Below are 24889 nucleotides of genomic sequence, written 5' to 3'. Positions count from 1 at the left end.
GTACTGGCACTGGTGACCAGTTGGTACATCTCAAGATCGCGTAGGGGCGGGCTTGTTGAGTTCAAAAATTAACTGAATCAACGACCGGGCATCCATTACTACAAGCCCAGTCTATCCTCTGGGGGCCGGAAAGCCCGGATCGCCGGATGAGCGGCTTCAGGGCAGCAACTGGAACCGGATCTCCCGGCTGGCGATATCAGCCTTCAGCAGGCGCACCCGAACCTTGGTTCCGGACTCCATTTCTCCGTCGCAGCGGGCCGTGACAGCGGGTTCTGCGATTTGCACGACGCCAAAGGGTCCGTTGCCGTTTCCGTTTCCACGGGCGGCTCCGTTGGAGGGTTTGGACCCGGAAATGACAACAGCCTCGAATTCCTGGCCGATGTGGTTGGCAACGAGCGCCGCTTCCACTGTGTCCAAAGCCGCCCGCTCGAGGCGTCCGGCCAACTGATCCGAGGATGCCATGATCTCGGGTAACGACGGGAGGGCTTCCCGCGCCCATGCCGGAATGTCCTGGTTATTGCTGAGGGCTTCGCAAATCACCAGGACAAAGCGATCAATGAGGCGCCGCAAGGGTGCTGTGGTGTGGGCATAGGGAGCCCCGATAGCTGCCTGGATCACATTGGCCGGAACATCACCGTCAAAGGGCGTGTAGCCTGCACCGCGGAACAACGTTCCGGCCGAATGCAGGATGGCAAGCTGTTTGGGATCGGATGCATCCAGGGTCCGCAGGTATTCGCCGTAGCTGACCTCTCCGTCCCAGGGTTTGCCGAGGGCAGTGGTCTGCCGCTTGAAATGGAGCAGTGACCGATCATCAGGTGCGGGCATGGTGCGCAGGATGCCCACTTTTCCATCGAGCATCATCTGCGCGGCGGCCATGCCGGTCATGAGGGAGATCTGCGCGTTCCAATCCTCAACCGGCAGGGACGGTGCCGCTGCGATTCTGTACCCGCCGCCGTCAGTCGCCTGGACTATTTCCTGTTCCGGCATGTTGAGGCTTGCGCCGCCGCGTTGACGTTCCAGTTCAACGCGCTTCAGTCCCACTTCTTTGAGTAGCTGGAGAACCGGCGGGGCAGTACCGTCGTCGATCTGTTGTTGTGCGCCCTTGTAGCTCAGCTTTGCCCTGCTGCGCACAGTCGCACGGGCAACGGTGACGGCCAAAATTTCAGCTTTCCCGTCCAGGTCGAAATCCCAAACGAACGCGCTGCAATCCTGGTCGGCCAGCAGGCTTCCCGCGTTCTCACTGATGACCTCCGGATGCAGCGGGATCCGCCCGTCAGGGGCGTAGAACGTCTGCCCGCGTTGACGCGTTTCGGTATCAAGCGCGCCGCCGGGAGCCACGAAGGAAGGCACATCGGCGATGGCATAGAGGACCTTGTACCCATCACCGGCCCTTTCAATGAACAGAGCCTGGTCCAGGTCGGTGGACGTCGCGGGGTCGATGGTCACAAAAGGAATATCCCGCAGGTCCTGGGCCGGCAGCTCAAGGGCCTCCACCGCTTCCCGTGCCTCCTCCACAGCTTCTGCCGGGTATTCGCCGGGGAGTTCCAGCTCCGTCCTTAGGGCGGCGAGGGCCGAGGCGAGCTGGTCCGACGAGTCGTCGACGTTGGGCGCAATCCGATGATGTGACACGAAAATCAGGTTAGCCCGAAATGGGCCGATAGTCTTGGATCATGGGCACTTCCCCGGACGCCGCAGCCTATGCCGGGCAACTCTCAGCGGAGTTGCTTGGAGCCATGGCGTATGGCGAACTGTCCGCCTTCGGGCGGCTCTCCTTGGATTCCCGCTATGCACCCACGCTTCACGACAGGTCCGTGCTCGCGAAGATCGCAGTGGGGGCCTACGGAAACTTCGCCCTCCTCAACGACCGCCTGTCGGAGATGGGTCTGGATCCCGAACGTGCCATGCTGCCGTTTCAGCGCTCCTTCGATCACTTCCACGAGCGCACCAAGCCGGGGGACTGGTTCGAATCCGTGATGAAGGCCTATGTCATCGATACTGTGTCATCGGATTTCTATAGGGCTGTCTCGATGTTCCTCGACCCGACAACGCAGCATTTCGTTGAGCGCGTTGCTTCACCCGATCAGGCCACGGAAGTCCTTCGCGTCCTGCTCAGGCGGGCCTTGGCAGATGACCCGCGCCTCGCTTCGCGATTGGCGCTGTGGGGCCGCCGCTTGGTGGGGGAAGCGCTGACGCAGGCGCAACGCGTGGGCATGGAACACCCCCTGCTGGGGCCGATGCTGAAAAGCGGCGGGGACGCGCGTGCCGCGGCGAAAAGGCTGACGACGGAGCTCGCCGAAAAGCACGCCCGCCGGATGACTGGCCTCGGCCTGACCGCCTAGCCCGCGGATCGCACGGAACCTCCGGCTTCCCTAGACGGAATCCAAGGCTTCCAGCAGCGACTTGGCCGCCGCCGTCGGGTCCGGTGCCGCTGTGATGGCGCGGACCACCACGATCCGGCTGGCGCCCGCTTTCACAACCTGTTCAACGTTGCTGAGATCGATGCCACCAATGGCGAACCAGGGGAGGGTCACACCGTCGCCCGAGCGCTTGACCGCTTCTGCGGCATATGTGACCAGGTCCAAACCGACAGCAGCGCGACCTGGTTTGGTGGGTGTTGCCCAGACCGGACCCACGCAGAAATAGTCCAGTCCCAGGGGCCCTTGGGAGGTGGCGACAGCGGCATCGATTTGTTCGGTTGTGTGGGTGGAGAGGCCTATGCCGGTGGCGTTCGGCAGGAGGGTCCGGGCTGCAGTCAGGGGCAGGTCCTTTTGCCCGATGTGGAACACGGGAGCCCCGGAAATGCTGGCAACATCGGCCCGGTCGTTGACCGCCCAAAGCCGTCCGTGCCGTTGTGCGACGCTCCGCAGGACGGCCAACATCTCCAGTTCCTCGGCAGCTTCCAGCGTCTTGTCGCGGAGTTGGATGATGTCCACGCCGCCTTCGAAAGCGGCGTCCACAAAGTCCTCAAAATCGCCCTGCTGCTTACGGGCATCGGTGCACAGGTAAAGACGGGCGGAGGCAAGAGCGTCAGGCTGAGTCATGGGAACCAGAGTAGTTCCTCTAAACTGGGCTCGTACTGCGGGAGCCGCGACATTCGTCATATGACTGTCCGGCTGAGAGGGCTTCAGCGCCGACCGCTTGACCTGATCCGGCTAGTACCGGCGTAGGGAAGGAAACGAATGGCAGATTCCCGCCGTACCCGCCTCCAGGCAGACGTTGCCGTCATTGGTGGCGGCGTCATCGGCCTCGGCATCGCTCACGAAGCCCGGCGATTGGGCCGTTCAGTTGCGCTGATCGACCCCGCTCCCGCTTCCGGCGCGTCCTTCGCAGCGGCAGGCATGCTTGCACCCGTCAGCGAACTCCATTACCAGGAAGAAGACCTTCTTGAGTTAATGCTTGAGTCTTCCCAGCTCTGGCCCTCCTTCGTGGACGGCCTGCATCAAGGCGCAGAGGACAACGGATATCGCACGACGCCGACCCTCGCCGTGGGTGCCGACGCAGCCGACCGCCGGGCGCTCGCAGACTTAAGGTCGGTCCAGCTTGCGGCTGGCCTGGAAGTCGAACCTATCGCTCTGCGGGACGCGAGGCAACGGGAGCCGCTCCTCAGCCCGCAGATCTCCTGTGCTTTCGATATACCTGCCGACCACCAAGTCGATCCAAGGAGACTCGCGGCATGCCTCCTGGCAGGACTGGCAGCCCATTCGCCCAATGACAGTTCCTGGGTGTCGGGAGCCGATGACGGATTCGCCATTGCTTCCAGGGCGCGCGGTTTGCTGTGGGAAGGCGGGCGTGTCACAGGCGTGGCGCTGGACTCAGGAGTCACCGTTCACGCCGGAGAAACGGTGGTGGCCAACGGGCTCGGGGCGTCCCAACTCTCCGGTCTTCCTGAAGGCCTCAGGCTTCCCGTAAGGCCGGTCTACGGGGACATCCTCCGGCTTCGCGTCCCCGATCACCTGCGGCCCTTGGTCACATCAACGATTCGCGGGATGGTTCGCGGGGTGCCGGTTTACATCGTGCCCCGGGACGACGGAACTGTGGTGATTGGAGCCACGCAACGCGAAGACGGGTTGTCAGCCTCTTCCAACGCGGTCTCGTCGGGTGGCGTTTACCAATTGCTGAGGGACGCCCAAGTATTGGTCCCTGCAGTGGCTGAACTGGAACTCCTTGAAGCAACCGCCCGCGCCCGGCCCGGAACTCCGGACAACGCTCCACTGCTCGGACGGGTCGGTGCTTCCAACGGCGACATCGACGGCCTGGTGATTGCCACAGGATTCTTCCGCCACGGAGTCCTCCTGACTCCGGTGGCCGCCAAGATCGTGGGGGAACTCCTCAAAGGCTCCTCGGACTCCCGGTGGGCCCCCTTCCTGCCCCATCGTTTCGCGGGCAACGCCCCTGTTGCCCGAGCACTTACACCAGCAGCCCGAACCACCACCAAGGAAACAGCATGAACATCAAAGTGAACGGAACCGACCACGCAGTCTCTGACGACGCATCCGTCAGTACCCTCGTCACCGCCGTCACCGGTCGCGCCTTGGACCCTCGCGGACAAGCGGCCGACGGCGGCAAGCTGGGAGTCGCCGTCGCACGCAATTCCGAGGTGGTGCCGCGCAGCCAATGGGCCGTGACAGCGCTCTCCGACGGAGACGAACTCGAACTCGTAACAGCAGTCCAGGGAGGCTAATCATGACAACAGCAAACGTTGACGTTCGCACCGACGCACTGGTGATCGACGGCGTCGAGTTCGGTTCCCGCCTCATCATGGGTACCGGAGGCGCGCCGAGCCTCGACGGCTTGGGAGCAGCGCTCCTCTCTTCAGGGACGGAGCTCACCACAGTGGCGATGCGTCGCTATTCGCCCGCCGAAACGGGCTCGCTGTTCCAGCTGCTGGTGGACCATGACATCCGCGTGCTGCCCAATACTGCTGGATGTTTCACGGCCAAGGACGCCGTGATGACTGCTGAACTGGCCCGGGAAGCACTTGAGACCGATTGGGTGAAGCTGGAAGTCATCGCGGACGAACACACGCTCCTTCCAGACGCCGTGGAACTGGTGGATGCAACGGAGCAGCTGGTGAACCGAGGCTTCAAGGTATTCGCTTACACCAATGACGATCCCGTACTCGCGCTCAGGCTCGAGAACCTGGGTGCAACAGCCGTGATGCCCTTGGGATCGCCCATCGGGACGGGCCTTGGCATCCTGAATCCGCACAACATTGAGCTCATCGTGTCCCGGGCCTCCGTACCCGTGGTCCTGGATGCAGGGATCGGGACGGCCTCCGATGCTGCCCTTGCCATGGAACTGGGCTGCGACGCCGTCCTGCTTGCCACCGCCGTAACGCGGGCGCAGAACCCGGTGCAGATGGGCGAGGCCTTCAAACACGCTGTGATCGCCGGTAGGCTGGCCAAGCAGGCGGGCCGGATCCCGCGGCGGGAGCACGCGCTCGCATCCTCGGCGATGGAGGGCCGGGCAGAGTTCCTCTGATGAAGGAGCAGTCATGGCAGGCACGGAAGACCAACTGACTGAAGCAGCCATCAATGATGCCCTCGGTGACCTTCCGGACTGGAAGTACCAGGGTGGCCTGGTGAGTGTATATAAAACCTCGACGGCGGCGGACGCGCTAGCGCTCATCGCCGCGGTTGGAGAGATCGCCGAGGACCAAAATCATCATCCGGATCTGGAGTGGCGCTACAACAGGGTTTTTCTCCGCTACGTGTCCCACGATGCGGGCGGCCAAGTGACCAAACGTGACGTTGCCGCTGCCACCGCTGTGAGCGAAGCGGCCGCAAAGGTAGGCGCAGCTGCGCAGCCTGAGCGGTATCCGGCGTCGTAAAGAGCCGAGATGGCAGTTAACACCAATCCCAAGCTTGACCATTGGTGTTAACTGCCATCTCGCGGGCTTAAGGCATTAAAGCCGCAGGGCCTTGGTGAGCGCCGCAGTGTCGTGTTTCGTTCGGGTCCGGCCCAGGAAGAGCACCACGGCAACCGCCGCGGCAGTCCCGAGCACAATGGGCAGAACCCAAGGAATCCATGTGGCGCCCGGCTGGTAGCCCAATCCGGCGCTGATGAATGCGATCCAGCTCAGGGTGCCGACAGCTGCTGAGACGCCGGCAGGCAGCGCGATCCCGTATTTGCCGTGCCGCTTGTCGTTGGCCCACACGATGAATCCGGTGGCAATGGTGGCCAAAACCACCACGACGAGAGAAAGCATGAAAACTCCTTAGCGGACGACGAGACGGGTGATTGGGCTAGAGGGCCCCGAAGCCTACGCGGCGGACTTCCTCGGCGCCGATCTCCACGTAGCCCAGGACGTTGCCCGGAACGATGATCTGGCGGCCCTTCTCGTCCGTAAGGCGAAGTTCGGAGCCCTTGGTCACGGCCTCGGCCACGATCTTGGCAACAGCATCGGCATCCAAAGAGGATTCGAGCACGATCTCACGGCCAACATTCTGAATGCCGATCTTTACTTCCACAGCAAGGCCTCCAAGCCAATCAAGGGTTAAGTCAGTCCTCTATTTGTAGCCTAGGACTCTTTGGGGAAACGACTGATTCCGCGCCAAGCTAAACGATAGATCAGATCGCTGGCCACATCGAGGTCCAGGTTTCCATCCGTTTCAAGCCAATACCGGGCGCTGACCTGCGCCATTCCGGCCAAACCACGCCCAAGCAGCTGCGCTTCAAGCGGGGGCAGCTTGGTGTCCTCCGCAATCACGTGGGCCACGGCGTCCGCGAACGTTTTGTTGAAAGTCTCCAAACGCGAACTGACGTCGGGGTCGTTGATGAGGTCGGACTCGAACACCAGGCGGTGGGCTTGGTCGTCGTCGGCGATGAACCTGTAGTAGGCGCGCATGACGGCCTTGACGCGTTCCTTGTTGTCCGTGGTGGAGTTCAAGGCGTCGAGCATCAGCTGCGTCAAGGTTGCCAGGTGGCTGTCCAAGAGAGCCATATAAAGCTCGCGCTTGGACGGGAAGTGCTGGTAAAGCACTGGTTTACTCACATGTGCGGCTTCCGCGATTTCGTCCATGGCCGCGCCGTGGAAACCGTTGGAGACGAAAACTTCCAATGCCGCGTTCAGCAACTGGGCGCGGCGCTCGTCCCGCGGCAACCTTGGTGAACGCGTTGTACCTGCCCGTTCCAGCTTGGCCGGTGCTCCATCGTTTGCCCGTGTGCCGTCAGCCACAGTCTGCCGCCTTTCCTTTGCAGTTATGACTACTCTACCGGGGGGTAATATGACCGCGCGGCATCTGCAGGCATACATTGGGGTATGGCCTCAATTGTTGCTGCCCACACTGCTGCGCCCGCTGTCCTGCCGCCACTCGTCGAACCTGCCGCCGAACTCACTCCGGCCGAGGTGGAGCGGTACTCCCGGCATCTCATCATTCCCGAAATTGGCGCCCTGGGCCAACGCAGGCTTAAGAATGCCAGAGTCCTCGTCATCGGCGCCGGAGGCCTCGGGTCCCCGGCTCTGCTTTACCTGGCCGCCGCAGGCGTGGGCACTCTTGGCATTGTGGACGACGACGTGGTGGACCTCAGCAACCTGCAGCGACAGGTCATCCATGGTGTGAAGGACGTGGGTACGCCCAAGATCGAATCCGCGCGCAATGCCATTGCAGAGCTCAACCCCTTGGTCAACGTGGTCCTGCATGACATCCGGCTCGACTCTTCAAACGCGCTGGAGCTGTTTGCGCAATATGACCTCATCCTGGACGGCGCCGACAACTTCGCCACGCGATACCTCGTGAACGACGCCGCTGCCATCCTCGGTAAGCCTTATGTCTGGGGCTCCATCTTCCGTTTTGACGGCCAAGTGAGCGTCTTCTGGGCCGAACACGGGCCCACATACAGGGATCTCTACCCTGAAGCGCCTCCCGCGGGGTCTGTGCCGTCCTGTGGCGAGGGCGGGGTGTTCGGCATGCTGTGCGCAGCGGTTGGATCGCTCATGGTGACTGAGGCCGTGAAGCTGATCACCGGCGTCGGACGTTCCTTGCTCGGCCGTGTGGCGCTCTTCGATGCCCTTGGCGGCAGCTGGCGCGAGATCAAGGTCTCCAAGGATCCGGAAGCCGAACCCATCACTGAGCTGACCGACTACGAAGCCTTCTGCGGCGTGACGCCACCGGCCGCCACGGACCAGGCTCACACTGTTACCGCCAAGGACCTCGCCGGGATGCTTGCCGAACGGGAGCTGGGGGAGCGGGATTTCGAACTCGTGGATGTCCGTGAGTCCGGCGAGCACAGCATCGTCAGCATCGATGGCTCGCGGCTCATTCCGCAGGGCCGCATTCTCTCCGGCGAGGCGTGGGTAGAGCTGCCGCAGGACAAAGACATAGTGTTCCACTGCAAGGCGGGGACGCGCTCGGCTGCGGTCCTGGAAGCGGCACAAAAGGCGGGTTACACCCGCATTAGCCATCTCGACGGCGGTATTCTCGCCTGGGTGCGGGATGTGGAGCCGCAGAAGCCCGTTTACTAGACGGAGAGGTGGGCTTACTGGACAGAGCTGGGCGCCCAGCTAACTGGGCACAGCCAACCGGCGGGCGGCAATCTGGCGGCTAGGCGCTTTCGGAGCGGAGTTGCTCGTGGTCAACCGGGCACTCAGCGGACGGGGCAACGGCCCGGGGCTGTTCCACCTGGATGCCGTAGAGCGCCTCGAGCGCGGCAACGTAGTCGTCCTGCTGGCCGTTTGCCGCGAGTTCACGCGCCCGGACGGTGGGGATGTGCAGGAGCTGCTTGACCATCCGGCGCAAAGCGAACTCCACCTCTTCGGCAGCGGCAGTACAGCCGTGACGGGCGCGGACTTTTTCCATTTCCGCATCCAGGACGTTCATGGTGTGGCGGCGGAGCGCCACGATGGCGGTGTCCACGGAGCGGGCTTCGCGTTCTGACTCGAATGAGGTAGCGGCACCGTTGACGATTGCGCTGGCCTGCGAGAGTGACTCTGCCTGTTCCTGGGGGGCCGCGAGCCGAACGGATTCGAGCGTCAGGAGTTCAACGCCGTCGAGTTCGCCTACTGCGGGGTCGAAATCATGGGTGAGGGCGAGGTCGATTGCGATCAAGGGTTTGCCCGAAGTTGCCCGGACACGGGCAAGGTCCGCGGCCTCCACCCGGTTGTCGGAACCGCTGCAGCCGATCATGACGTCAGCTGCGGCAACAGCAGCGGGAAGGGTGTCGGCGTCGAGTGCTGTTCCACCGCGTGTCGCGACGAAACCTTCGGCGCGGCCGGAAGAAGAATAGACGGAAACATCCGTGCAGCCACGCTCACGGAGCAGCGACATGGTGGCGCCGGCGTAGGCCCCGGTTCCGAAGACCACCACTTTCTTGGTGGACCAATCGTCGTTCTCGGCGAGGTCGGTGGCCAGGTCCAACGCGACAGACACGATCGAAAGACCACGCGAGCCGAGGGCAGTCTGCGCGCCTACATCCTTGGCGGTCTTGGATGCTGCCTGGAAGAGACGCACGAGGCCGGAGCTGGCGGTGCCTTCCTGCTGGGCGGTGATCAATGCACGGCGGACCTGGCCGGCGATTTCACGCTCACCCACTACGGCTGAATCCAGTCCGGCGCTCACAGCGAAGAGGTGCCGGGTAACGTCCGGGCCGGTGTGTGTGGCAAAGGAGCGGGAGACGAGTTGCTCGTTGAGGCCGCTGAGTTCGCTGATCTGCGAAACGAGGGCGGAACGGGCTGCCTCAAGGTCAGCGCCGTTGGCAGTTTCGCCGTAAACCTCGTAGCGGTTGCACGTGGCCAGGACCACGGCTCCGGAGACCACAGAGGAATCTGTCAGGGCTGCCGAGGCAAGCTCAGAGGAACCGTTGCTCAACTGAGCGACGGTTTCGAGGTCGATGTCGGCGTGTGTAGCCACCAATGAGAAAAGAACCACAGCACCCCAATCATAGCTTTTTCGTAGCCCGGTAGAACAATGTGGCGCCGTGGTGATCCACACGAAGGCGGGTGATCCCGGCCACAACGGCCCGGGCGGGGCGCGACGTGACAGCTTGTCGTTATCTTTTGCCCCGGATTTTCGGCACAATCGAAGGCATGACTTCTAGCGCGGCAGCATCCAACAGTACGGCCTCCAACGCCCCGGCGGGAACCCTCGACGCCAACCACCCGCTGAAGGACGGTCGGACCTCGGACTCGCCGCTGATCACGGCATACCGCGGTGGCACCCCTTCCCGCAGGCCGGTGTGGTTCATGCGCCAGGCTGGCCGTTCCCTTCCGGAGTACCTGAAGGTGCGCGAGGGCGTGGCCATGCTGGACTCCTGCCTCCGTCCGGAACTCGCCGCCGAGATTACCCTCCAACCTGTTCGCCGCCACGATGTGGACGCCGCCATCTTCTTCTCGGACATCGTCATTCCGCTGAAGCTCGCCGGTGTCGGTGTGGACATCGTCCCCGGCGTGGGACCCGTCCTGGATAAGCCGGTCCGGACAGCAGCCGACGTTGCTGCCCTGCCCACGCTGACGTGGGAAGCGCTGGAGCCCATCCGTGAAGCAGTCCGCCTGACGGTTGCCGAGCTGGGAAAGACGCCGCTCATCGGCTTCGCCGGTGCACCCTTCACCCTTGCCGCCTACATGGTTGAAGGGAAGCCCTCGCGTGACCACCTAGGCCCGCGGACCATGATGCACGCGGATCCCGAGACCTGGGCCGCGCTGGCCAACTGGGCTGCCGACACCTCAGGCATGTTCCTCCAAGCCCAACTTGAGGCAGGCGCTTCGGCGGCGCAGCTCTTTGACTCGTGGGCCGGATCCCTGGGCCTGGGTGACTACACCAAGTACGTGGCGCCGGCATCTACCCGCGCGCTTGACCACGTCCGTGGACTCGGGGCGCCGCTGATCCACTTCGGCACCGGCACCTCCGAACTGCTGGTTGCCATGCGCGACGTCGGAGTGGACGTCGTGGGCGTGGACTACAGGCTGCCCCTGGACGAGGCCAACCGTCGTCTCGGTGGCACCGTGCCGCTGCAGGGCAACATAGACCCCGCTCTTCTGTCTGCCCCGTGGGAGGTCCTCGAAGCCCACGTCCGCGAAGTCATCGCCGCCGGTTCCCACGCCCCGGGCCACGTACTGAACCTCGGCCACGGAGTTCCTCCCGAAACGGACCCCACAGTCCTGACGCGCGTCGTGGAGCTCATTCACTCCATCCCCGCGGAGTAGGAACAATGCGCGGGGGACACCCAACGCCCAAGGCAACAGTCGCAGGACCAGCCGCCGTCGTGGTGGGCGGTGGCGTCTCGGGCCTGATCGCCGCACGGGAACTGGCCCTGGCCGGTTCTGCGGTTACTGTCCTTGAGGCAAGCCAGGCCTGGGGCGGCTGCGTGGGTAGCCATGTTGTTGCGGGGCTGCACCTGGACAGCGGGGCGGAATCGTTCGCCACCCGGTCCACAGCTGTAGCCGACCTCGCACGTGAACTTGGACTGGCGGACAGGATCGTAGCTCCGCACCCGGGCGGTGCTTGGGTGCAGCTGCCGGACGGCCCGCAGGAGCTCCCAAAAACGGGAGTGCTTGGGATTCCGGCGAACCCGTGGGACCCGGAGGTACGGCGTTCCCTGGGCCTCGCCGGAGCCATCAGGGCCTCCTTGGACCGCTGGCTCCCGGCCTCTGTTGGCACGTCTTCGGACGTCACCAGCGTTTCCTCTTTGGTCCGCGCCCGCATGGGCAAAAAAGTTCTTGAACGGCTTGTCTCACCCGTAGTGGGCGGCGTTCACTCGGCCGACCCTGCCCTCTTGGACGTTGACATGGTGGCCCCGGGGCTGCGCGCTGGGATTCGCGCCCAGGGCTCACTCGCCGCCGCTGTGGCGGCTCAACGCAAAGCCGCCAAGGGTTCCGGCGGCGCGTCTGGTCCGGCCAAGGCGGGTTCCGCCGTCGCGGGCTTGAGGGGTGGAATGAACACCTTGGTGGACGCGCTCGTGGCGGACCTCCGGGAACGTGGAGTCAAGTTGCTCACGGGTCAACACGCCGACGACGTCGTGAAGGCACCGGAGGGCTGGCGGGTCACCGCCGGGAATGCCACGTACGACGCCGGCCGCCTGGTGGTCGCGCTCGACGGCCCGGCCGCTGTCGGGTTGCTGGAGAAGTCCTTGCCTGAGCTGTCCAGCCTCCGCCCGGCTCCCGGTCCGCTGGTGAGTCTTGTGACGATGGTGGTGGACTTGCCCCAGCTCGATGGCAGGCCGCGGGGGACGGGGATCCTGGTGGCGCCTGAAACCCCGGGGATCAGGGCCAAAGCGCTGACTCATGCAACGGCCAAGTGGGATTGGCTGGCCGACGAAGCTGGTCCCGGCACGCACGTTTTGCGCCTTTCCTACGGCCGGCGTGAAGAAGCTGGCGGGGGCGGGGATGTTGTCCTCGATGACGAATCTCTGCTGGCGGCGGCGTTGGAGGATGCTTCCACACTGCTGACCGTTCCCATTTCGCAGGCGGACATCGTTGACTGGGATGTGGTGCGGTGGGCGGGCGCCTTGCCGTTCGCCGCCGTCGGTCATAAACAGCGCGTGGCGCAAGTCCGCCAGGTGTGCGCCGCAGCGGACGGACTTAGCGTGGTGGGCGGCTGGTTGGCCGGAAACGGCCTTGCCGCAGTAGTGGCTGATACGCGGGCGCAACTCAAGGCTGCACCCGCCGACGGATCACTTGCTTTGTGATTTGCGTCACTTCTACGGCTTGTAGAACTGATCCGTTTCGACTTAGGGGCTGGCACGGGGCAAACTTGAACCATGAGCCACACTTCTGCCGAATCTGTCACTAAAACTGCTGAAACCGAAGAACAGTTCTACACGCTGTGGACGGTCTTCAAGCGCTCGGCCGACGTCCTGCGCAGCGGCGATGCTGCACAGGAATTCGAAGCCCTTGCGGAGAAGCTCGCGGAGGGCGGCGTGATCCTCCGGGGCAGCTACGACGTCTCGGCCATGCGCTCGGACGCTGACATCATGGTGTGGCTCCATGGGCCCAAGCCGGAGGACCTGCAGGCAGCTGTTCGGTCCATCCGCCGCAGCAAGCTCTTCGCGGGAACAGACATCGTCTGGTCCGCCATGGGCGTGCACCGCGAAGCTGAGTTCTCCAAGAGCCACGTGCCCGCCTACGCACGCGGTGTCGAGCCCAGCACCTGGCTCTGCGTCTACCCGTTTGTGCGTTCCTACGAGTGGTACCTGCTGCCCACGGACGAGCGCGGCAAGATGCTCCGCGACCATGGCCTTCTTGGGCGCGAATTCCCGCAGGTCATTTCCAACACTGTCTCCTCGTTTGCCTTGGGCGACTGGGAATGGATCCTCGGCCTTGAAGCACCTGAACTGGTGGACCTCGTGGACCTGATGCGCCACCTGCGGTCCACGGAAGCGCGACACCACGTCCGCGAAGAAATCCCCTTCTATACCGGCCGCCGCGTCACGGCTGCCGAGATTGCCGAGGTCCTGGCATGACCCAGCCCGTTATCTCCACAGCACCGAACGCCGTCACTGAGCGTGGGCGGCAGGAACCCAAGCGGTACGACGCCGTGCTGCTCGCATCCTTTGGTGGTCCTGAAGGCCAGGATGACGTCATTCCCTTCCTGCGCAACGTCACCCGTGGCCGCGGGATCCCGGACGAGCGCCTCGAAGAGGTCTCGCACCACTACCGGGCTTTTGGTGGAATCAGCCCCATCAACCAGCAGAACCGTGAGCTGAAGGCCGCGATCGAGGCCGAACTGGCACAGCGGGGGATTGAATTGCCGGTCCTTTGGGGCAACCGGAACTGGGACCCGTACATCGCCCCGGTCCTGCAGGACGCTTACGACGCCGGACACCGCCGGATCCTGATGCTCACCACCAGCATCTACTCCTGTTACTCCAGCTGCCGCCAGTACCGCGAAGACATTGGTATTGCGCTGACCGAAACCGGTTTGGACGGCAAGCTTGAAGTGGACAAGATCCGTCAGTACTTCGATCACCCCGGCGTAGTCCAGCCCTTCCTTGAGGGAACTGCTGCCGGCCTGGAGGAGATCCGTGGGAAGCTCACCGCCGCAGGCGAAGCGGACCCGGATTCGAAAATTCGAGTGCTGTTCGCCACCCACTCCATTCCTACCCGGGATGCAGAGGCCGCAGGCAGGTCCGAAGACGAGCCGCGCGAATTTGCGGAAGGTTCCGCCTACGCTGCACAGCACCTTGCCAATGCCAAAGCCATCATGGACGCTGTGGCGCCGAACGTGGCTTGGGACCTCGTGTACCAGTCACGCTCGGGGGCCCCGCACATTCCCTGGCTGGAACCGGACATCAATGACCACCTTGAGGAGATCGCCCCCGAGGGCGTCCGCGGTGTGGTCATCGTTCCCCTTGGCTTTGTCAGCGACCATATGGAAGTTGCCTGGGATCTGGACACCGAGGCACTGGAAACCTGCAAGAACCTGGATATCGAGGCCACCCGTGTGCCCACACCGGGTACGCACGCGGCTTTCGTGTCCGGCCTCGTGGACCTGATCTGCGAACGCACAGTGGACAACAACATCGCCGACCGTCCCCACGTCACCGACCTGGGCCCTTGGTACGACGTCTGCCGTCCCAACTGCTGCGAGAACTTCCGCGGGGCAAAACCCGTCATCTCCGAAGTCGGCGCCGGAATCGGTATCGGCCACGACGCCTACCCGGCTCCGGAGGCTGCCAAGTGACTGTTCGCATCGGCACCAGGGCGAGCAAACTTGCCCTGACGCAGACGCAGCAAACTGCGGACCAGTTGGCTGCCGTCGGCGGCTTCCCCGTAGAGCTCGTGCACATCAAGACCGAGGGCGACGTCAAAACCGGATCCCTTTCCCAGATGGGCGGCACAGGCGTGTTCGTTGCTGCCCTGCGTGATGCCCTTCTCGCCGATACCTGTGATGTCGCCGTGCACTCCCTGAAGGACCTGCCCACGGGAGCCGCACTTGGCCTGAGCATCGCAGCAACTCCCAAGCGGGTGGATGTCCGTGACGTTCTCTGTGCACGCGACGGTATGACTCTTGCCGAGCTGCCGGGCGGTGCCAAAGTAGGCACAGGCTCGCCACGGCGTGCCGCTCAGCTTCGGGCTGCACGTCCGGATATCGAGGTACTCGATATCCGTGGGAATGTGGACACTCGCCTCGGTCGTGTCCCGGGATTGCCCGGAAACCTCACCGATGTTGTTGTGCCGGGCAAGTCCTGTGACCTCGACGCCGTGGTGTTGGCTGCTGCGGGCTTGGAGCGCATGGACCGCCTGGACACTGTCAGCGAGTTCTTCGAATCCGACGTCATGCTTCCCGCGCCCGGACAGGGAGCGTTGGCCATCGAATGCCGGACCAACGACGCCCCGCGTACAGCGGGTTCCACCGAAGGGTCAAACGGCGTGCTCGCACAGGCCCTTGCGGCGCTGAACGACGACGACACCCGCCTCGCCGTCACGGCCGAGCGTGCAGTCCTGGCCAGGCTTGAAGCCGGTTGTGCAGCTCCCGTGGGCGCCTACGCCTTCCGCAAGGGCAGCATGCTGCACCTTGAAGCAGTGGTCTGTGCCGTGGATGGCACCAAGACTGTGCGCGAGAAGAAAGCCACCGACGGCCTCACGGAAGTCGGAGCCACGTTGCTCGGCATCGAAGTGGCGGAGCTCCTGCTCGCTGCCGGCGCCGCGGAGATCGCGGACCTTGCGGCGTCCTGAGACGCATGAATTGAACGGGCTGACCGGTCGGCGCGTCCTGATTACCAGGACCGCCGACCGTGCGCGTCCGCTGGCGTCGCTTTTGACCGGTTTGGGAGCGGAGCCACTGGTGCTGCCGCTCATCGATTTTGAGAAGGCGGGAAACCAGGTTCCCCTTGACGCCGCCTTGGACCGTTTGGTGGCCGGCGACTTCGACTGGATGGTGATCAGCAGCATCACTACCGTGCGGGTTCTGTTGGAGAAAGCTTCTCAGCGCGGCATCGCCCTCGCTGACCTTGTCCCAGCCGATACGAAGGTGGCCACCATCGGTCCGTCATCCCGTCAGGTCCTTGAATCCGTCGGCCTCACTATCGCCTTGGCGCCGGCGGAAGTCCAGTCGGCCGAGGGCTTGCTTGCTGTATGGGAGGCGTCCAATGGAAGGGTTTTCCTGCCTCAGGCTGATATCGCTTCGCCCGGCCTGCGGGACGGCCTGGCCGCCACCGGCGCGGACGTCACGTCCGTTGTCGCCTACCACACGGTCGATTACCCTGCCAGTGCGGAACTCCGCCTAACAGCGGAACTACCGTCCGGCGTCGTGCTTTCCGCACCAGACGTTCCGGCAACGCTCAGCCCTGAAGAGGCACGAACCGCACTCGATGCCGGAACCCTGGACGCAATAGTGGCTGCTTCTCCCAGCGCTGCACGTCGTATCGCCCAATTATTTCCTGCATTGGGCACCTGCCGCTTAGTCGCCATCGGGCGTCCGACGGCGGCGGAGGCCTCGCGGATCGGCCTCGCCGTTGCAGTCACAGCCAAAGAACCAACCCCGGACGGCATTGTGGCCGCCCTGGAGTCTATTTTCGCCAACGAAGGGAACCCGCAATGAGCTTTCCGAACCATCGTCCCCGCCGCTTGCGCACAACTCCCGCCATGCGCAGGCTCACCGCCGAGACCCGTCTGGCGCCCGCGGACCTGATCCTTCCAGCGTTCATCCGGGAGGGACTTACCGAGCCGAGCCCCATCAGTTCCATGCCGGGGGTCGTCCAGCACACCACCGAGTCCCTGAAGCGGGCGGCCGCGGAAGCCGTGGAGTTGGGCGTTGGCGGCATCATGCTGTTCGGCGTGCCCGCGGTACGTGACGCGCAAGGCACCGCCTCGCTGGACCCTGAAGGCGTCCTGAACAAGGCCATTCGTGACGTCAAGGCCGAGGTCGGCGATGACCTGGTCATCATGGGCGACGTTTGCCTCGACGAATTCACGGACCACGGCCACTGCGGCGTCCTTGATTCCGATGGCTATGTGGACAACGACGCCACGTTGGAGATCTATGGCCGGATGGCAGTCGCCCAGGCCGACGCCGGAGCCCATGTCTTGGGCCCCTCGGGAATGATGGACGGCCAGATAGCGGTGATCCGTCAGGCACTGGAGGAATCCGGACACAAGAACACGGCCGTACTTGCCTATGCTGCCAAGTACGCGTCAGCGTTCTACGGCCCCTTCCGTGAGGCCGTGGATTCCCAGCTCAAGGGCGATCGCCGGACCTACCAGATGGACGCTGCCAACCGTCGGGAGGCCATCCTGGAAGTTGAGCTGGACCTCGAAGAGGGCGCCGACATGGTCATGGTCAAGCCCGCAATGAGTTACCTGGACATCCTGGCCGACGTTGCAGCCATGAGCCCTGTGCCGGTGTCGGCCTACCAAATCTCTGGCGAGTACGCCATGATCGAAGCGGCCGCGGCCAACGGCTGGATCGACAGGCGCGGTGCCATCACCGAATCCGTCCTCGGCATCAAGCGTGCCGGGGCAGACACCGTCCTGACCTACTGGGCCTCCGAACTGGCAGGCTGGCTGAAGGAGTCCTGATGACATCCGTTTCCTCCGACCCCACCGCTCCGGTAGGGGCCAACGAGATCCTGCTCGGCCTGAACACTTTTGGCGACGCCGGTGTGGATGCCGATGGGAACCCGAAGGAGCATGCGCGCGTCCTGCGTGAGTTGCTGCAGGAAGCGAAGCTGGCTGACGCCGTCGGAATCCATGCCTTTGGTGTGGGCGAACACCACCGCCGCGATTTCGCTGTGTCGGCGCCCGAGGTCTTCCTTGCTGCGGCAGCCGCAGTTACCTCACGGATTCGCTTGGGGTCGGCCGTTACCGTGCTCAGCTCAGATGATCCGATCCGGGTTTTCCAGCGCTTCGCCACAGTGGACGCGTTGTCCAACGGCAGGGCTGAGGTAATGCTCGGCAGGGGTTCGTTCGTGGAGTCGTTCCCGCTGTTTGGCTTGGACCTGGCGGACTACGAAGTCCTGTTCGAGGAAAAACTGGAGCTGTTCGACAAGGTTCGGGCACAGAAACCGGTTCATTGGGAGGGGCGCACGCGGCCCAACGTCAACGGGCTGCAGGTATACCCCAAATTGCAGCACCATTTGCTGCCGGCCTGGATCGGCGTCGGAGGTACACCTGAGTCCGTGCTGCGCTGTGCCGAATATGGGTACCCCATTATTTTCGCCATCATCGGGGGAGAGCCCCGCCGCTTCGCACCGCTGGTCAACCTGTACCGTGAGGCGATGGCCAAGTACGGACATCCGATGCGTCAGATCGCAACGCACTCACCCGGTTTCATCGCTGACACGGACGATGTTGCCCGCGAGGAACTCTTCCCGCATTGGCTGGAGCAACGTAACAGGATTGGTTCCGAACGCGGCTGGGGTCCAGGGAACCGTGGCGAGTTTGATGCCATGTGCGGCCCCGAAGGCGCACTCTACGTTGGCTCCCCGGAAACCGTGGCGCAGAAAATCGTCTTACTCAAGCGGAACCTTGGTGTGGACCGCTTCGACCTCAAATACAGCAATGGAACATTGCCGCATCCATCCATGATGCGCTGCATCGAGCTCTACGGCACCGAGGTAGCCCCGAGGGTTGCTGAGTTGCTGGCCGCAGCATCCTAGGTGGCGGCCATGCCGCTCCCTGAATCACTGAAAGAATAGGTACCATGACGTCAAACACCCCCGTGTCCGATCAACTGTTCGACCGTGCCCGGTCCCTGATGCCCGGCGGCGTGAACTCGCCGGTACGCGCCTTCGGGTCAGTGGGCGGCACTCCGAAGTTCATGGTGTCCGCCAAGGGCGCCTACTTGACGGACGCAGACGGTAAGGAATACGTAGACCTCGTGTGCTCCTGGGGGCCGGCGCTGCTGGGCCACGCCCACCCCGCCGTGCTCGACGCCGTTCACGCAGCTGTGGACCGCGGCCTTTCCTTCGGAGCTTCCACGCCGGATGAAGCCAACCTTGCCGCGATCGTCAAGGACCGGGTGTCCGCCGTGGAACGTTTGAGGATGGTGTCCACCGGAACCGAAGCCACCATGACGGCCGTTCGCCTGGCCCGCGGTTTCACCGGCCGCAACCTGATCATCAAGTTTGCCGGTTGCTACCACGGGCACCTTGACGGACTGCTGGCAGCCGCAGGATCCGGCCTCGCCACGTTGGCACTGCCCGGCTCTGCCGGTGTCACAGAGGCCACCGCAGCTGAGACTCTGGTTCTGCCTTACAACGATCTTGCTGCCGTTGAGGCTGCCTTCGCTGCCCACGGCCAAAACATCGCTGCTGTCATCACGGAAGCGGCTCCGGCGAACATGGGCGTCGTCACCCCGGGCGAAGGCTTCAACGCGGGCCTGTCCCGCATCACCAAGGAACACGGTGCACTCCTGATCCTCGATGAAGTCCTTACTGGCTTCCGTACCGGCTACGCCGGCTACTGGGGATTGACCGGTCGCCAGGAAGGCTGGGCTCCGGACCTGCTCACCTTCGGCAAGGTCATCGGCGGCGGACTGCCGACGGCGGCACTCGGCGGCCGTGCCGACGTCATGGACTATCTCGCGCCCGTGGGCCCGGTTTACCAGGCCGGTACGCTGTCCGGAAACCCCGTGGCCATGGCCGCAGGTGTGGCGACGTTGACCAATGCAACTCCTGAGGTCTACGCCTATGTTGATGCCCGTTCGCTGGAACTCTCAGCTGCGCTCTCCTCCGCCCTTGATGACGCCGGCGTGGACCACTCCATCCAGCGGGCGGGCAACCTCTTCTCGGTTGCGTTTGGAACCTCTTCCCACGGCGTGCACAACTACGGCGACGCCCAGCGGCAGGATAGCTTCCGATACGCCCCGTTCTTCCACTCCATGCTGGATTCCGGCGTTTACCTCCCGCCGTCGGTCTTCGAAGCCTGGTTCCTCTCCGCTGCCCATGACGACGCTGCGATGAACCGGATTATTGATGCCCTCCCAGCCGCAGCGAAGGCCGCAGCGGGCGCCTCGGCCTGATCTTTGATGATGCCCCGGGCGACTGCTTGAAGCAATGGTCCGGGGCATTGTTGCGTCCGATCGGGGTAGGCTCGTAGGTGGAAACCCCACCCCCAACGAATTTACGGTTTACCATGCGCAAGTCCCCTTCCTTTGCATCATTGAGTGTCAGCATCGCCACCGCCGGAGTGCTTCTGGTCTCGGCGGCCGGATGTTCCACTGGCCAAACGAACTCCGGCCAAAATTCGGCCGAGGGGACACCATCGGTGGCTCCTTCTTCGCCGTCAGGCACGCAGGCTCCCTCGTCCCCGCCGGCGTCAGTTACCAAGCCAGCGGTTCCTTCCCCGGCTCCCTCCGTGGCGCCTGTGCCGGCGCCGAGCACGCCGTCAGCTGCGGAGCAGCAGCTCGCCGCTCTCAGCCTTGAGCAGCGGGTGGGACAACTGTTCATGGTGGCAGCCAAGGCCAGCGGCCCCGAACCGGGAACCATGGAAGCGCTGACGAAGTATCACGCCGGGAACGTTTACCTCAGCGGACGCAGCAAGGCCGGAACTGCCCCGACGGCGTCCCTTGTGTCTTCGCTGACAGGCACGGTCTCTGCCGCCACAACCGGCGGGGTACCCCTTTTTGTGGCCACCGACCAAGAGGGTGGATATGTCCAGGTTCTCTCCGGTCCGGGTTTCTCCACCATTCCCACGGCCCTGGTCCAGGCGTCCTCCGGGGCGGCAAGACTTCGCGCGGATGCTGCAACGTGGGGGAAGGAACTTAGCAGCGTAGGCATCAACGTGAACCTCGCACCGGTCTTGGATACAGTGACGAGCCCACAGTTTGCACCCTCCAATGCCCCCATCGGCCATTTCCAGCGGGAGTACGGCTACGACCCAGCCAACGTTTCGCTGCTGGGCAATGCCTTTGCCGATGGCATGAAGGATGCCGGCGTTGCCCCGGTAGTGAAGCACTTCCCAGGGCTTGGCAGGGTAGTTCCCAACACGGACGTCACCAGCGATGTCCGTGACGCGGCGACCACCCGGAACGATCCCGCACTGGGGCCGTTCCACGCGGCCATAAAATCAGGCGCCAGGTGGGTCATGGTTTCGAATGCCTACTATGACAAGATCGACGCCGCCAACATCGCACCATTCTCATCGACAGTGATGGACACGATGCTGCGTGCTGACGCCGGCTTCAAGGGGATAGTTCTTTCGGATGACCTCTGCAGTGCGGCCCAGCTGGAAGCATGGTCCGATGCCGAGCGTGCCCTGAACTTCTTCGGCGCTGGGGGAACCATGCTGGTATGCGCCGATCCCGCGAGCATTCCGGCGATGCACCAGGCGGTGGTGCAGAAGGCCACGTCCGATCCTGCCTTCCGAGCCAAGGTGGATGCCGCCGCGCTCACGGTGCTGCGCGTCAAGGCCAATCAGTAGCGGCCCCAAAGCAGTGTGAACGGCAAAGAACCCCGCCTTCGCTTGGAAGGCGGGGTTCTTTGTAGCGGGTGTAATCCTGCTAAGGGGTCCTTAGAGGACGTCCGAAAGGAAACCCTGGAGGCGTTCCGTTTGCGGATTCGTGAACAGCTGCTCCGGAGGCCCGGATTCAACCACCACGCCGGCGTCCATGAAGGTCACGATGTCCGAGACGTTGCGTGAGAAGCCCATTTCGTGGGTTACCACCACCATGGTCATGCCTCCCTGGGCCAGGTCCGTCATGAGCGCAAGGACACCCTTGACGAGTTCCGGGTCCAGCGCGGAGGTAGCTTCGTCAAAGAACATCACCTCAGGCTTCATGGCCAGCGCGCGGGCAATCGCCACACGCTGCTGCTGTCCGCCCGAGAGGTTTGCCGGACGGGAATCCGCCTTATGCTTCAAACCCACCAGGTCCAGCTGGGCCAATGCCTCGTCGCGCGCCTGTTCCTTGGACATGCCACGGAGTTTGCGCAGTGCCAGCGAGATGTTCTCAGCCACCGTCTTGTGCGGAAAAAGGTTGAACTGCTGGAAGACCATGCCGATGCGGCGACGCAGTTCGTCCGGGTTGTCCTTAAGGACCGAACGTCCATCCAGCAGGATGTCGCCCTGATCCGGCTCGATAAGCCGGTTCATTACTCGAAGCAGCGTTGACTTGCCTGAGCCGGACGGGCCGATAACGGAGGCCGTGGTGCCCTTCTCGACGTGCAGGTCGATGCCCCGCAACACATGGTTGCTGCCGAACGACAGGTGGATGTTCTTCGCCGTCAACGTGCCTGATGCGAATTCACTCATGCCTGCGCTCCTTTTCCTACGACGGCGGCTGCCTCGTCCGGTTCCTTCTTCTCCGGGCGTCCAGCGCGCATCCGGGCGTCAATAAAGTTCACGAAGTGCGTGAGCGGGATGGTCAACGCCAGATAGAAGATGGCTGCTGCCACGTAGGGGGACAGGTTGCCGCTGTTGGCAGCTGCATCCTTACCAATCTGGAAGATCTCACGCTCTGTTGCCAGGAGGCCAAGCATGAAGACCAGTGACGATTCCTTGATCAACGCGATGAACTGGTTGACCAACGCAGGAAGAACGCGGCGGATGCCTTGCGGCACTACCACCAGGCGCATGGACGAGCCGTAGCTGAACCCGAGGGCACGGGTCGCCTCCAGCTGGCCCTTGTCCACGCTTTGGATGCCTGAGCGGAAAATCTCGCCGATATACGCGCCGGACATCAAGGACAAGGCAGCGATCGCCATGGGGTATGGGCTGGTGGAGCCGGTTAGTTCACGAATGATCGGGCCAAAGCCGAATCCGATCACCAGGATGGTCAGCACCGGAGGGAGCCCGCGGAGAATGTCCGTGTAAATGCGGGCCACCCACCGTGCTGCGGCATTCCGGGAGATCCCCATCAGGGCGAGCAACATCCCGAGCGCGGTCCCGATGATGCCCGAGACGACAGCCAGGACGATGGTGTTGGGCAGACCGACGGCGAACATTTTGGGGATGACTTCGCCCATCGCCTCCCAGTCAAAGAAGGTGTCGGCTAATTGATTGAGGATATCCATGGAACGCCTTGGTTACTTGGCGGGGAGCTGGACGGCCTTGCTGCCCGGCTTCCAGCCCTGGGGGGTCTGCTCGGCGGCAGTCGGACGGTCCTTGTACCACTCGGCCGTGAGCTTGGCCCAGGTTCCATCAGCGATGACAGCGTCCAGACCGGAGTTCAGGGCATCAATCAGCGGTTGGTTGTCCTTGTTCACGGCATACGCGGTGAAGTTCTGGGTGTTGACAACCTTCTCTGCGATCTTGGTGTTGTCGCCTTCCTTGACCTGGCCTTCGGCCTGCTGGGACGGTGCAACCCAAGCATCGATCTGGCCGTTCTTTACGTTGCCGTAAACGGTGTTGTAATCAGGGAAACGGACCGGCTCGATCTTCAGCGTGTTGGTCATGTAGTCATCCTGGACGGTGCCCTGGACAACGCCGATGCGCAGGCCTTCTTTGACGTCCGCGAAGCCGGTGACCTTGGAGTCACTCTTGGTCACGATTGCCATGTAGCCGAAGTCGTAGCCATTGGTGAAACCAACAGTCTTGCGGCGGGCGTCCGTGGTGGAGATCGAGGAGGATCCGACGTCGAACTGCTTGTTGCCCACCTGGGACAGGAGCGCCGAGAAGTCGGTGGAGGCGAACTCCACCTTGAGGCCCAGCTTGTCACCAATGGCGCGCAGGAGTTCGTTGTCGTAGCCGGTGAACTTGCCGGAAGGATCAATAAAGATGTTCGGCGGGGCGTCGGAAAGGGTGCCCACGCGCAGGGTGCCGTCGGTGATAAGGCCCAGCTTGGACTTGTCGATCTTGTCCAGCGGAGTCACTTCAGCGGTAGTAAACGTGTCCAGCGACTTCTGGTCGCTGCCGGCCAAAGCGTCGGTCGGCGAGCCGCTGGGCTCGGAGGTTCCTCCGCCGCATGCTGCCAGGGAAATCACCAGGGCTGCGGCCACGGGGGCAACAGACAGCCACTTAGGGGCTTTGAATTTCATGAAGAAATCACTTTCATCGAGTCACGGGGACGTTTCGCGGTGGGCGGGGAATGCGGCAGCAATACGAAGGTTGGCTGCTCTAGCAGACTTCAACCCGCCAAACTTAATTATGTCACCAGCCCACTGGCGCGCGGTGAATCGAAGAAATGATTGCCTGCAGTCGATTTGGCCGAACAAAGTTCCCGTCAACAGACCTTCTGGCTCCGGACTATTCCGGCGGCGGAGGCTCGCGTGGAATCCGCGGGCGGACAACCCTGAAAAACGGGTTCCCGAAATTGCTGTGACTTGCGTCGCAAAAGGAGGCGGTCGCCTGCTCTCCGGGGCTAGAAGCCGCCCCGGCTTGCGTCTTCGGGCGGGAGGACCGGCCACTCGCCCTCGATGACTGCAGTGGGCTTACTGCGCCGCAAGTACTGCTGGAAATCAGCGGCCTGGGATGCCGCCCAGTCTACTTGCAGCTGATGCAACGCCGGCGCCGGCATCTGCAACTTGGGGAATTTGCCGGCCATTGCATCCAATACCCGGAGCGTAGCGAGAGCGTCCGCAGCTGAGGTGTGCGCGTTTGTCAGGTCCACACCGTACTCCTCGCACAAAGCGGTAAGCGTGCGCTTTCCCTTGCGGTAACGGTCCACCTGCTTGTTCATCACATAGGGATCCAGCACGGGGAAGCGGCTGAGTTGGGGGACCCCGTAGCGGGCGGACTCGGCCGCCAACACCGTGAAATCGTAGCTGGCGTTGAAAGCAATGACGGGAGTGCCGTCGTCGAACAGCCCTTGGAGTACACCGGCCACCTCGCGCGTGACCTCGGCCGCCGGGCGGCCCTCTGCACGGGCTTTCTCTGTAGTGACACCGTGCACCTCGCTGGCTTCGAGCGGGATTTCGACACCGGGATCTGCCAGCCACTCGTGCTCTGCGATGAGCTCCCCGTGGGCATCCACGACCGTGATGGAAGCTGTGACGATCCGCGCTGACCGTGAGTTTTTCCCGGTGGTCTCGAGGTCGAATGCGGCGCGGGAGAGGGTGTTCCAGGAGCTCATGTCTTCAA

At 63.3% G+C, this 24889-nt stretch carries 26 protein-coding genes and 1 riboswitch; of the genes, 16 read left to right on the top strand and 10 right to left on the bottom strand.

The window, feature by feature from the left end; all coding sequences use genetic code 11:
* Positions 1–156: 156 nt before the first annotated feature.
* On the bottom strand, positions 157–1629 hold the full coding sequence (locus KCX59_RS14920; RefSeq protein WP_179017106.1) for an RNB domain-containing ribonuclease: 1473 nt from the start codon (positions 1627–1629) through the stop codon (positions 157–159).
* 41 nt (positions 1630–1670) lie between these two features.
* Between KCX59_RS14920 and KCX59_RS14915 the strand changes: the two genes are divergently transcribed.
* Entirely contained in the window at positions 1671–2339 is a 669-nt protein-coding gene (locus tag KCX59_RS14915) for a ferritin-like fold-containing protein (protein ID WP_091468723.1), read from the top strand.
* Between the two features lie 30 nt (positions 2340–2369).
* Here KCX59_RS14915 and thiE read toward each other — a convergent pair whose 3' ends face one another.
* Positions 2370–3041: a thiamine phosphate synthase gene (gene thiE, locus KCX59_RS14910; protein ID WP_179017107.1), complete on the bottom strand. Its 672-nt coding sequence runs from the start codon at positions 3039–3041 to the stop codon at positions 2370–2372.
* A 27-nt stretch (positions 3042–3068) separates the two neighbouring features.
* Positions 3069–3187: riboswitch (TPP riboswitch) on the top strand.
* On the opposite strand from thiE, the gene thiO reads away from it, so the two are divergent.
* The 4 genes from thiO to KCX59_RS14890 all read left to right on the top strand — a co-directional run bounded on the left by thiO (position 3180) and on the right by KCX59_RS14890 (position 5830).
* A complete protein-coding gene (gene thiO / locus KCX59_RS14905; protein WP_179017108.1) occupies positions 3180–4448 on the top strand; it encodes a glycine oxidase ThiO in 1269 nt (422 codons plus the stop codon). It overlaps the preceding riboswitch by 8 nt.
* Positions 4445–4681 (top strand): sulfur carrier protein ThiS, encoded by a 237-nt coding sequence (gene thiS, locus KCX59_RS14900; protein ID WP_054809343.1) that lies wholly within the window; start codon positions 4445–4447, stop codon positions 4679–4681. Before thiO ends, thiS begins: the two co-directional genes overlap by 4 nt.
* 2 nt (positions 4682–4683) lie before the next feature.
* On the top strand, positions 4684–5481 hold the full coding sequence (locus tag KCX59_RS14895) for a thiazole synthase (RefSeq protein WP_178996993.1): 798 nt from the start codon (positions 4684–4686) through the stop codon (positions 5479–5481).
* A 13-nt stretch (positions 5482–5494) separates the two neighbouring features.
* Positions 5495–5830, top strand: coding sequence for a 4a-hydroxytetrahydrobiopterin dehydratase (locus tag KCX59_RS14890; protein WP_179017109.1), 336 nt, complete (start codon positions 5495–5497; stop codon positions 5828–5830).
* 75 nt (positions 5831–5905) lie between these two features.
* Here the strand turns inward: KCX59_RS14890 and KCX59_RS14885 are convergent, their stop codons facing one another.
* The 3 genes from KCX59_RS14885 to KCX59_RS14875 are packed head-to-tail and all read right to left on the bottom strand — an operon-like array spanning position 5906 to position 7255.
* Positions 5906–6208 (bottom strand): hypothetical protein, encoded by a 303-nt coding sequence (locus KCX59_RS14885; protein WP_017198593.1) that lies wholly within the window; start codon positions 6206–6208, stop codon positions 5906–5908.
* 37 nt (positions 6209–6245) lie between these two features.
* The gene (locus tag KCX59_RS14880) at positions 6246–6470 is read right to left on the bottom strand and encodes a DUF3107 domain-containing protein (RefSeq protein WP_091468712.1); all 225 of its coding nucleotides are present in this window, start codon (positions 6468–6470) and stop codon (positions 6246–6248) included.
* 50 nt (positions 6471–6520) lie between these two features.
* A complete protein-coding gene (locus tag KCX59_RS14875) occupies positions 6521–7255 on the bottom strand; it encodes a TetR/AcrR family transcriptional regulator (protein ID WP_091468709.1) in 735 nt (244 codons plus the stop codon).
* Positions 7256–7261: 6 nt separating this feature from the next.
* Between KCX59_RS14875 and moeB the strand changes: the two genes are divergently transcribed.
* Complete coding sequence (moeB, locus tag KCX59_RS14870; protein WP_179017110.1) at positions 7262–8464, top strand: molybdopterin-synthase adenylyltransferase MoeB; 1203 nt, start codon at positions 7262–7264, stop codon at positions 8462–8464.
* 79 nt (positions 8465–8543) lie between these two features.
* On the opposite strand, the gene KCX59_RS14865 is transcribed toward moeB, so the two are convergent.
* Positions 8544–9866: a glutamyl-tRNA reductase gene (locus KCX59_RS14865; RefSeq protein ID WP_179017111.1), complete on the bottom strand. Its 1323-nt coding sequence runs from the start codon at positions 9864–9866 to the stop codon at positions 8544–8546.
* Between the two features lie 158 nt (positions 9867–10024).
* Between KCX59_RS14865 and hemE the strand changes: the two genes are divergently transcribed.
* The 10 genes from hemE (at position 10025) to KCX59_RS14815 (ending at position 21295) form a co-directional block, all read left to right on the top strand.
* On the top strand, positions 10025–11140 hold the full coding sequence (hemE, locus tag KCX59_RS14860) for a uroporphyrinogen decarboxylase (protein WP_178996989.1): 1116 nt from the start codon (positions 10025–10027) through the stop codon (positions 11138–11140).
* Positions 11141–11145: 5 nt separating this feature from the next.
* Positions 11146–12621: a protoporphyrinogen oxidase gene (hemG, locus tag KCX59_RS14855; RefSeq protein WP_179017112.1), complete on the top strand. Its 1476-nt coding sequence runs from the start codon at positions 11146–11148 to the stop codon at positions 12619–12621.
* Between the two features lie 72 nt (positions 12622–12693).
* Entirely contained in the window at positions 12694–13395 is a 702-nt protein-coding gene (gene hemQ / locus KCX59_RS14850; protein ID WP_091468698.1) for a hydrogen peroxide-dependent heme synthase, read from the top strand.
* Entirely contained in the window at positions 13392–14615 is a 1224-nt protein-coding gene (locus tag KCX59_RS14845) for a ferrochelatase (protein WP_179017113.1), read from the top strand. The genes hemQ and KCX59_RS14845 overlap by 4 nt, the downstream gene beginning before the upstream one ends.
* Positions 14612–15610: a hydroxymethylbilane synthase gene (hemC, locus tag KCX59_RS14840; protein ID WP_178996986.1), complete on the top strand. Its 999-nt coding sequence runs from the start codon at positions 14612–14614 to the stop codon at positions 15608–15610. The genes KCX59_RS14845 and hemC overlap by 4 nt, the downstream gene beginning before the upstream one ends.
* A 10-nt stretch (positions 15611–15620) precedes the next feature.
* Complete coding sequence (locus KCX59_RS14835) at positions 15621–16475, top strand: uroporphyrinogen-III synthase (protein WP_256871370.1); 855 nt, start codon at positions 15621–15623, stop codon at positions 16473–16475.
* A complete protein-coding gene (gene hemB / locus KCX59_RS14830; RefSeq protein ID WP_179017115.1) occupies positions 16472–17452 on the top strand; it encodes a porphobilinogen synthase in 981 nt (326 codons plus the stop codon). The genes KCX59_RS14835 and hemB overlap by 4 nt, the downstream gene beginning before the upstream one ends.
* Positions 17452–18531: an LLM class flavin-dependent oxidoreductase gene (locus KCX59_RS14825; RefSeq protein WP_179017116.1), complete on the top strand. Its 1080-nt coding sequence runs from the start codon at positions 17452–17454 to the stop codon at positions 18529–18531. Before hemB ends, KCX59_RS14825 begins: the two co-directional genes overlap by 1 nt.
* Before the next feature lie 44 nt (positions 18532–18575).
* Positions 18576–19895, top strand: coding sequence for a glutamate-1-semialdehyde 2,1-aminomutase (gene hemL / locus KCX59_RS14820; RefSeq protein ID WP_179017117.1), 1320 nt, complete (start codon positions 18576–18578; stop codon positions 19893–19895).
* Positions 19896–20008: 113 nt separating this feature from the next.
* Positions 20009–21295, top strand: a complete 1287-nt coding sequence (locus tag KCX59_RS14815) for a glycoside hydrolase family 3 N-terminal domain-containing protein (protein WP_179017118.1) — start codon at positions 20009–20011, stop codon at positions 21293–21295.
* 90 nt (positions 21296–21385) lie between these two features.
* Here the strand turns inward: KCX59_RS14815 and KCX59_RS14810 are convergent, their stop codons facing one another.
* The 4 genes from KCX59_RS14810 to KCX59_RS14795 all read right to left on the bottom strand — a co-directional run bounded on the left by KCX59_RS14810 (position 21386) and on the right by KCX59_RS14795 (position 24881).
* Positions 21386–22123 (bottom strand): amino acid ABC transporter ATP-binding protein, encoded by a 738-nt coding sequence (locus KCX59_RS14810; RefSeq protein WP_017198579.1) that lies wholly within the window; start codon positions 22121–22123, stop codon positions 21386–21388.
* On the bottom strand, positions 22120–22884 hold the full coding sequence (locus KCX59_RS14805; protein ID WP_091468678.1) for an amino acid ABC transporter permease: 765 nt from the start codon (positions 22882–22884) through the stop codon (positions 22120–22122). The genes KCX59_RS14810 and KCX59_RS14805 overlap by 4 nt, the downstream gene beginning before the upstream one ends.
* A gap of 12 nt (positions 22885–22896) precedes the next feature.
* Positions 22897–23847 (bottom strand): ABC transporter substrate-binding protein, encoded by a 951-nt coding sequence (locus tag KCX59_RS14800; RefSeq protein ID WP_091468676.1) that lies wholly within the window; start codon positions 23845–23847, stop codon positions 22897–22899.
* Between the two features lie 323 nt (positions 23848–24170).
* Positions 24171–24881 carry a 3'-5' exonuclease gene (locus tag KCX59_RS14795; protein ID WP_172325483.1) on the bottom strand — a complete coding sequence of 237 codons (711 nt, stop codon included), beginning with the start codon at positions 24879–24881 and terminating at the stop codon, positions 24171–24173.
* Positions 24882–24889 lie beyond the last annotated feature (8 nt).

Origin of the sequence: Paenarthrobacter nitroguajacolicus (assembly GCF_051027655.1) — a bacterium.
In the GTDB taxonomy this organism is placed as follows: Bacteria; Actinomycetota; Actinomycetes; order Actinomycetales; family Micrococcaceae; genus Arthrobacter; species Arthrobacter nitroguajacolicus.
The sequence above is the reverse complement of the archived record's forward strand: the minus strand, read 5'-3'. Positions and strand labels throughout refer to the sequence as shown.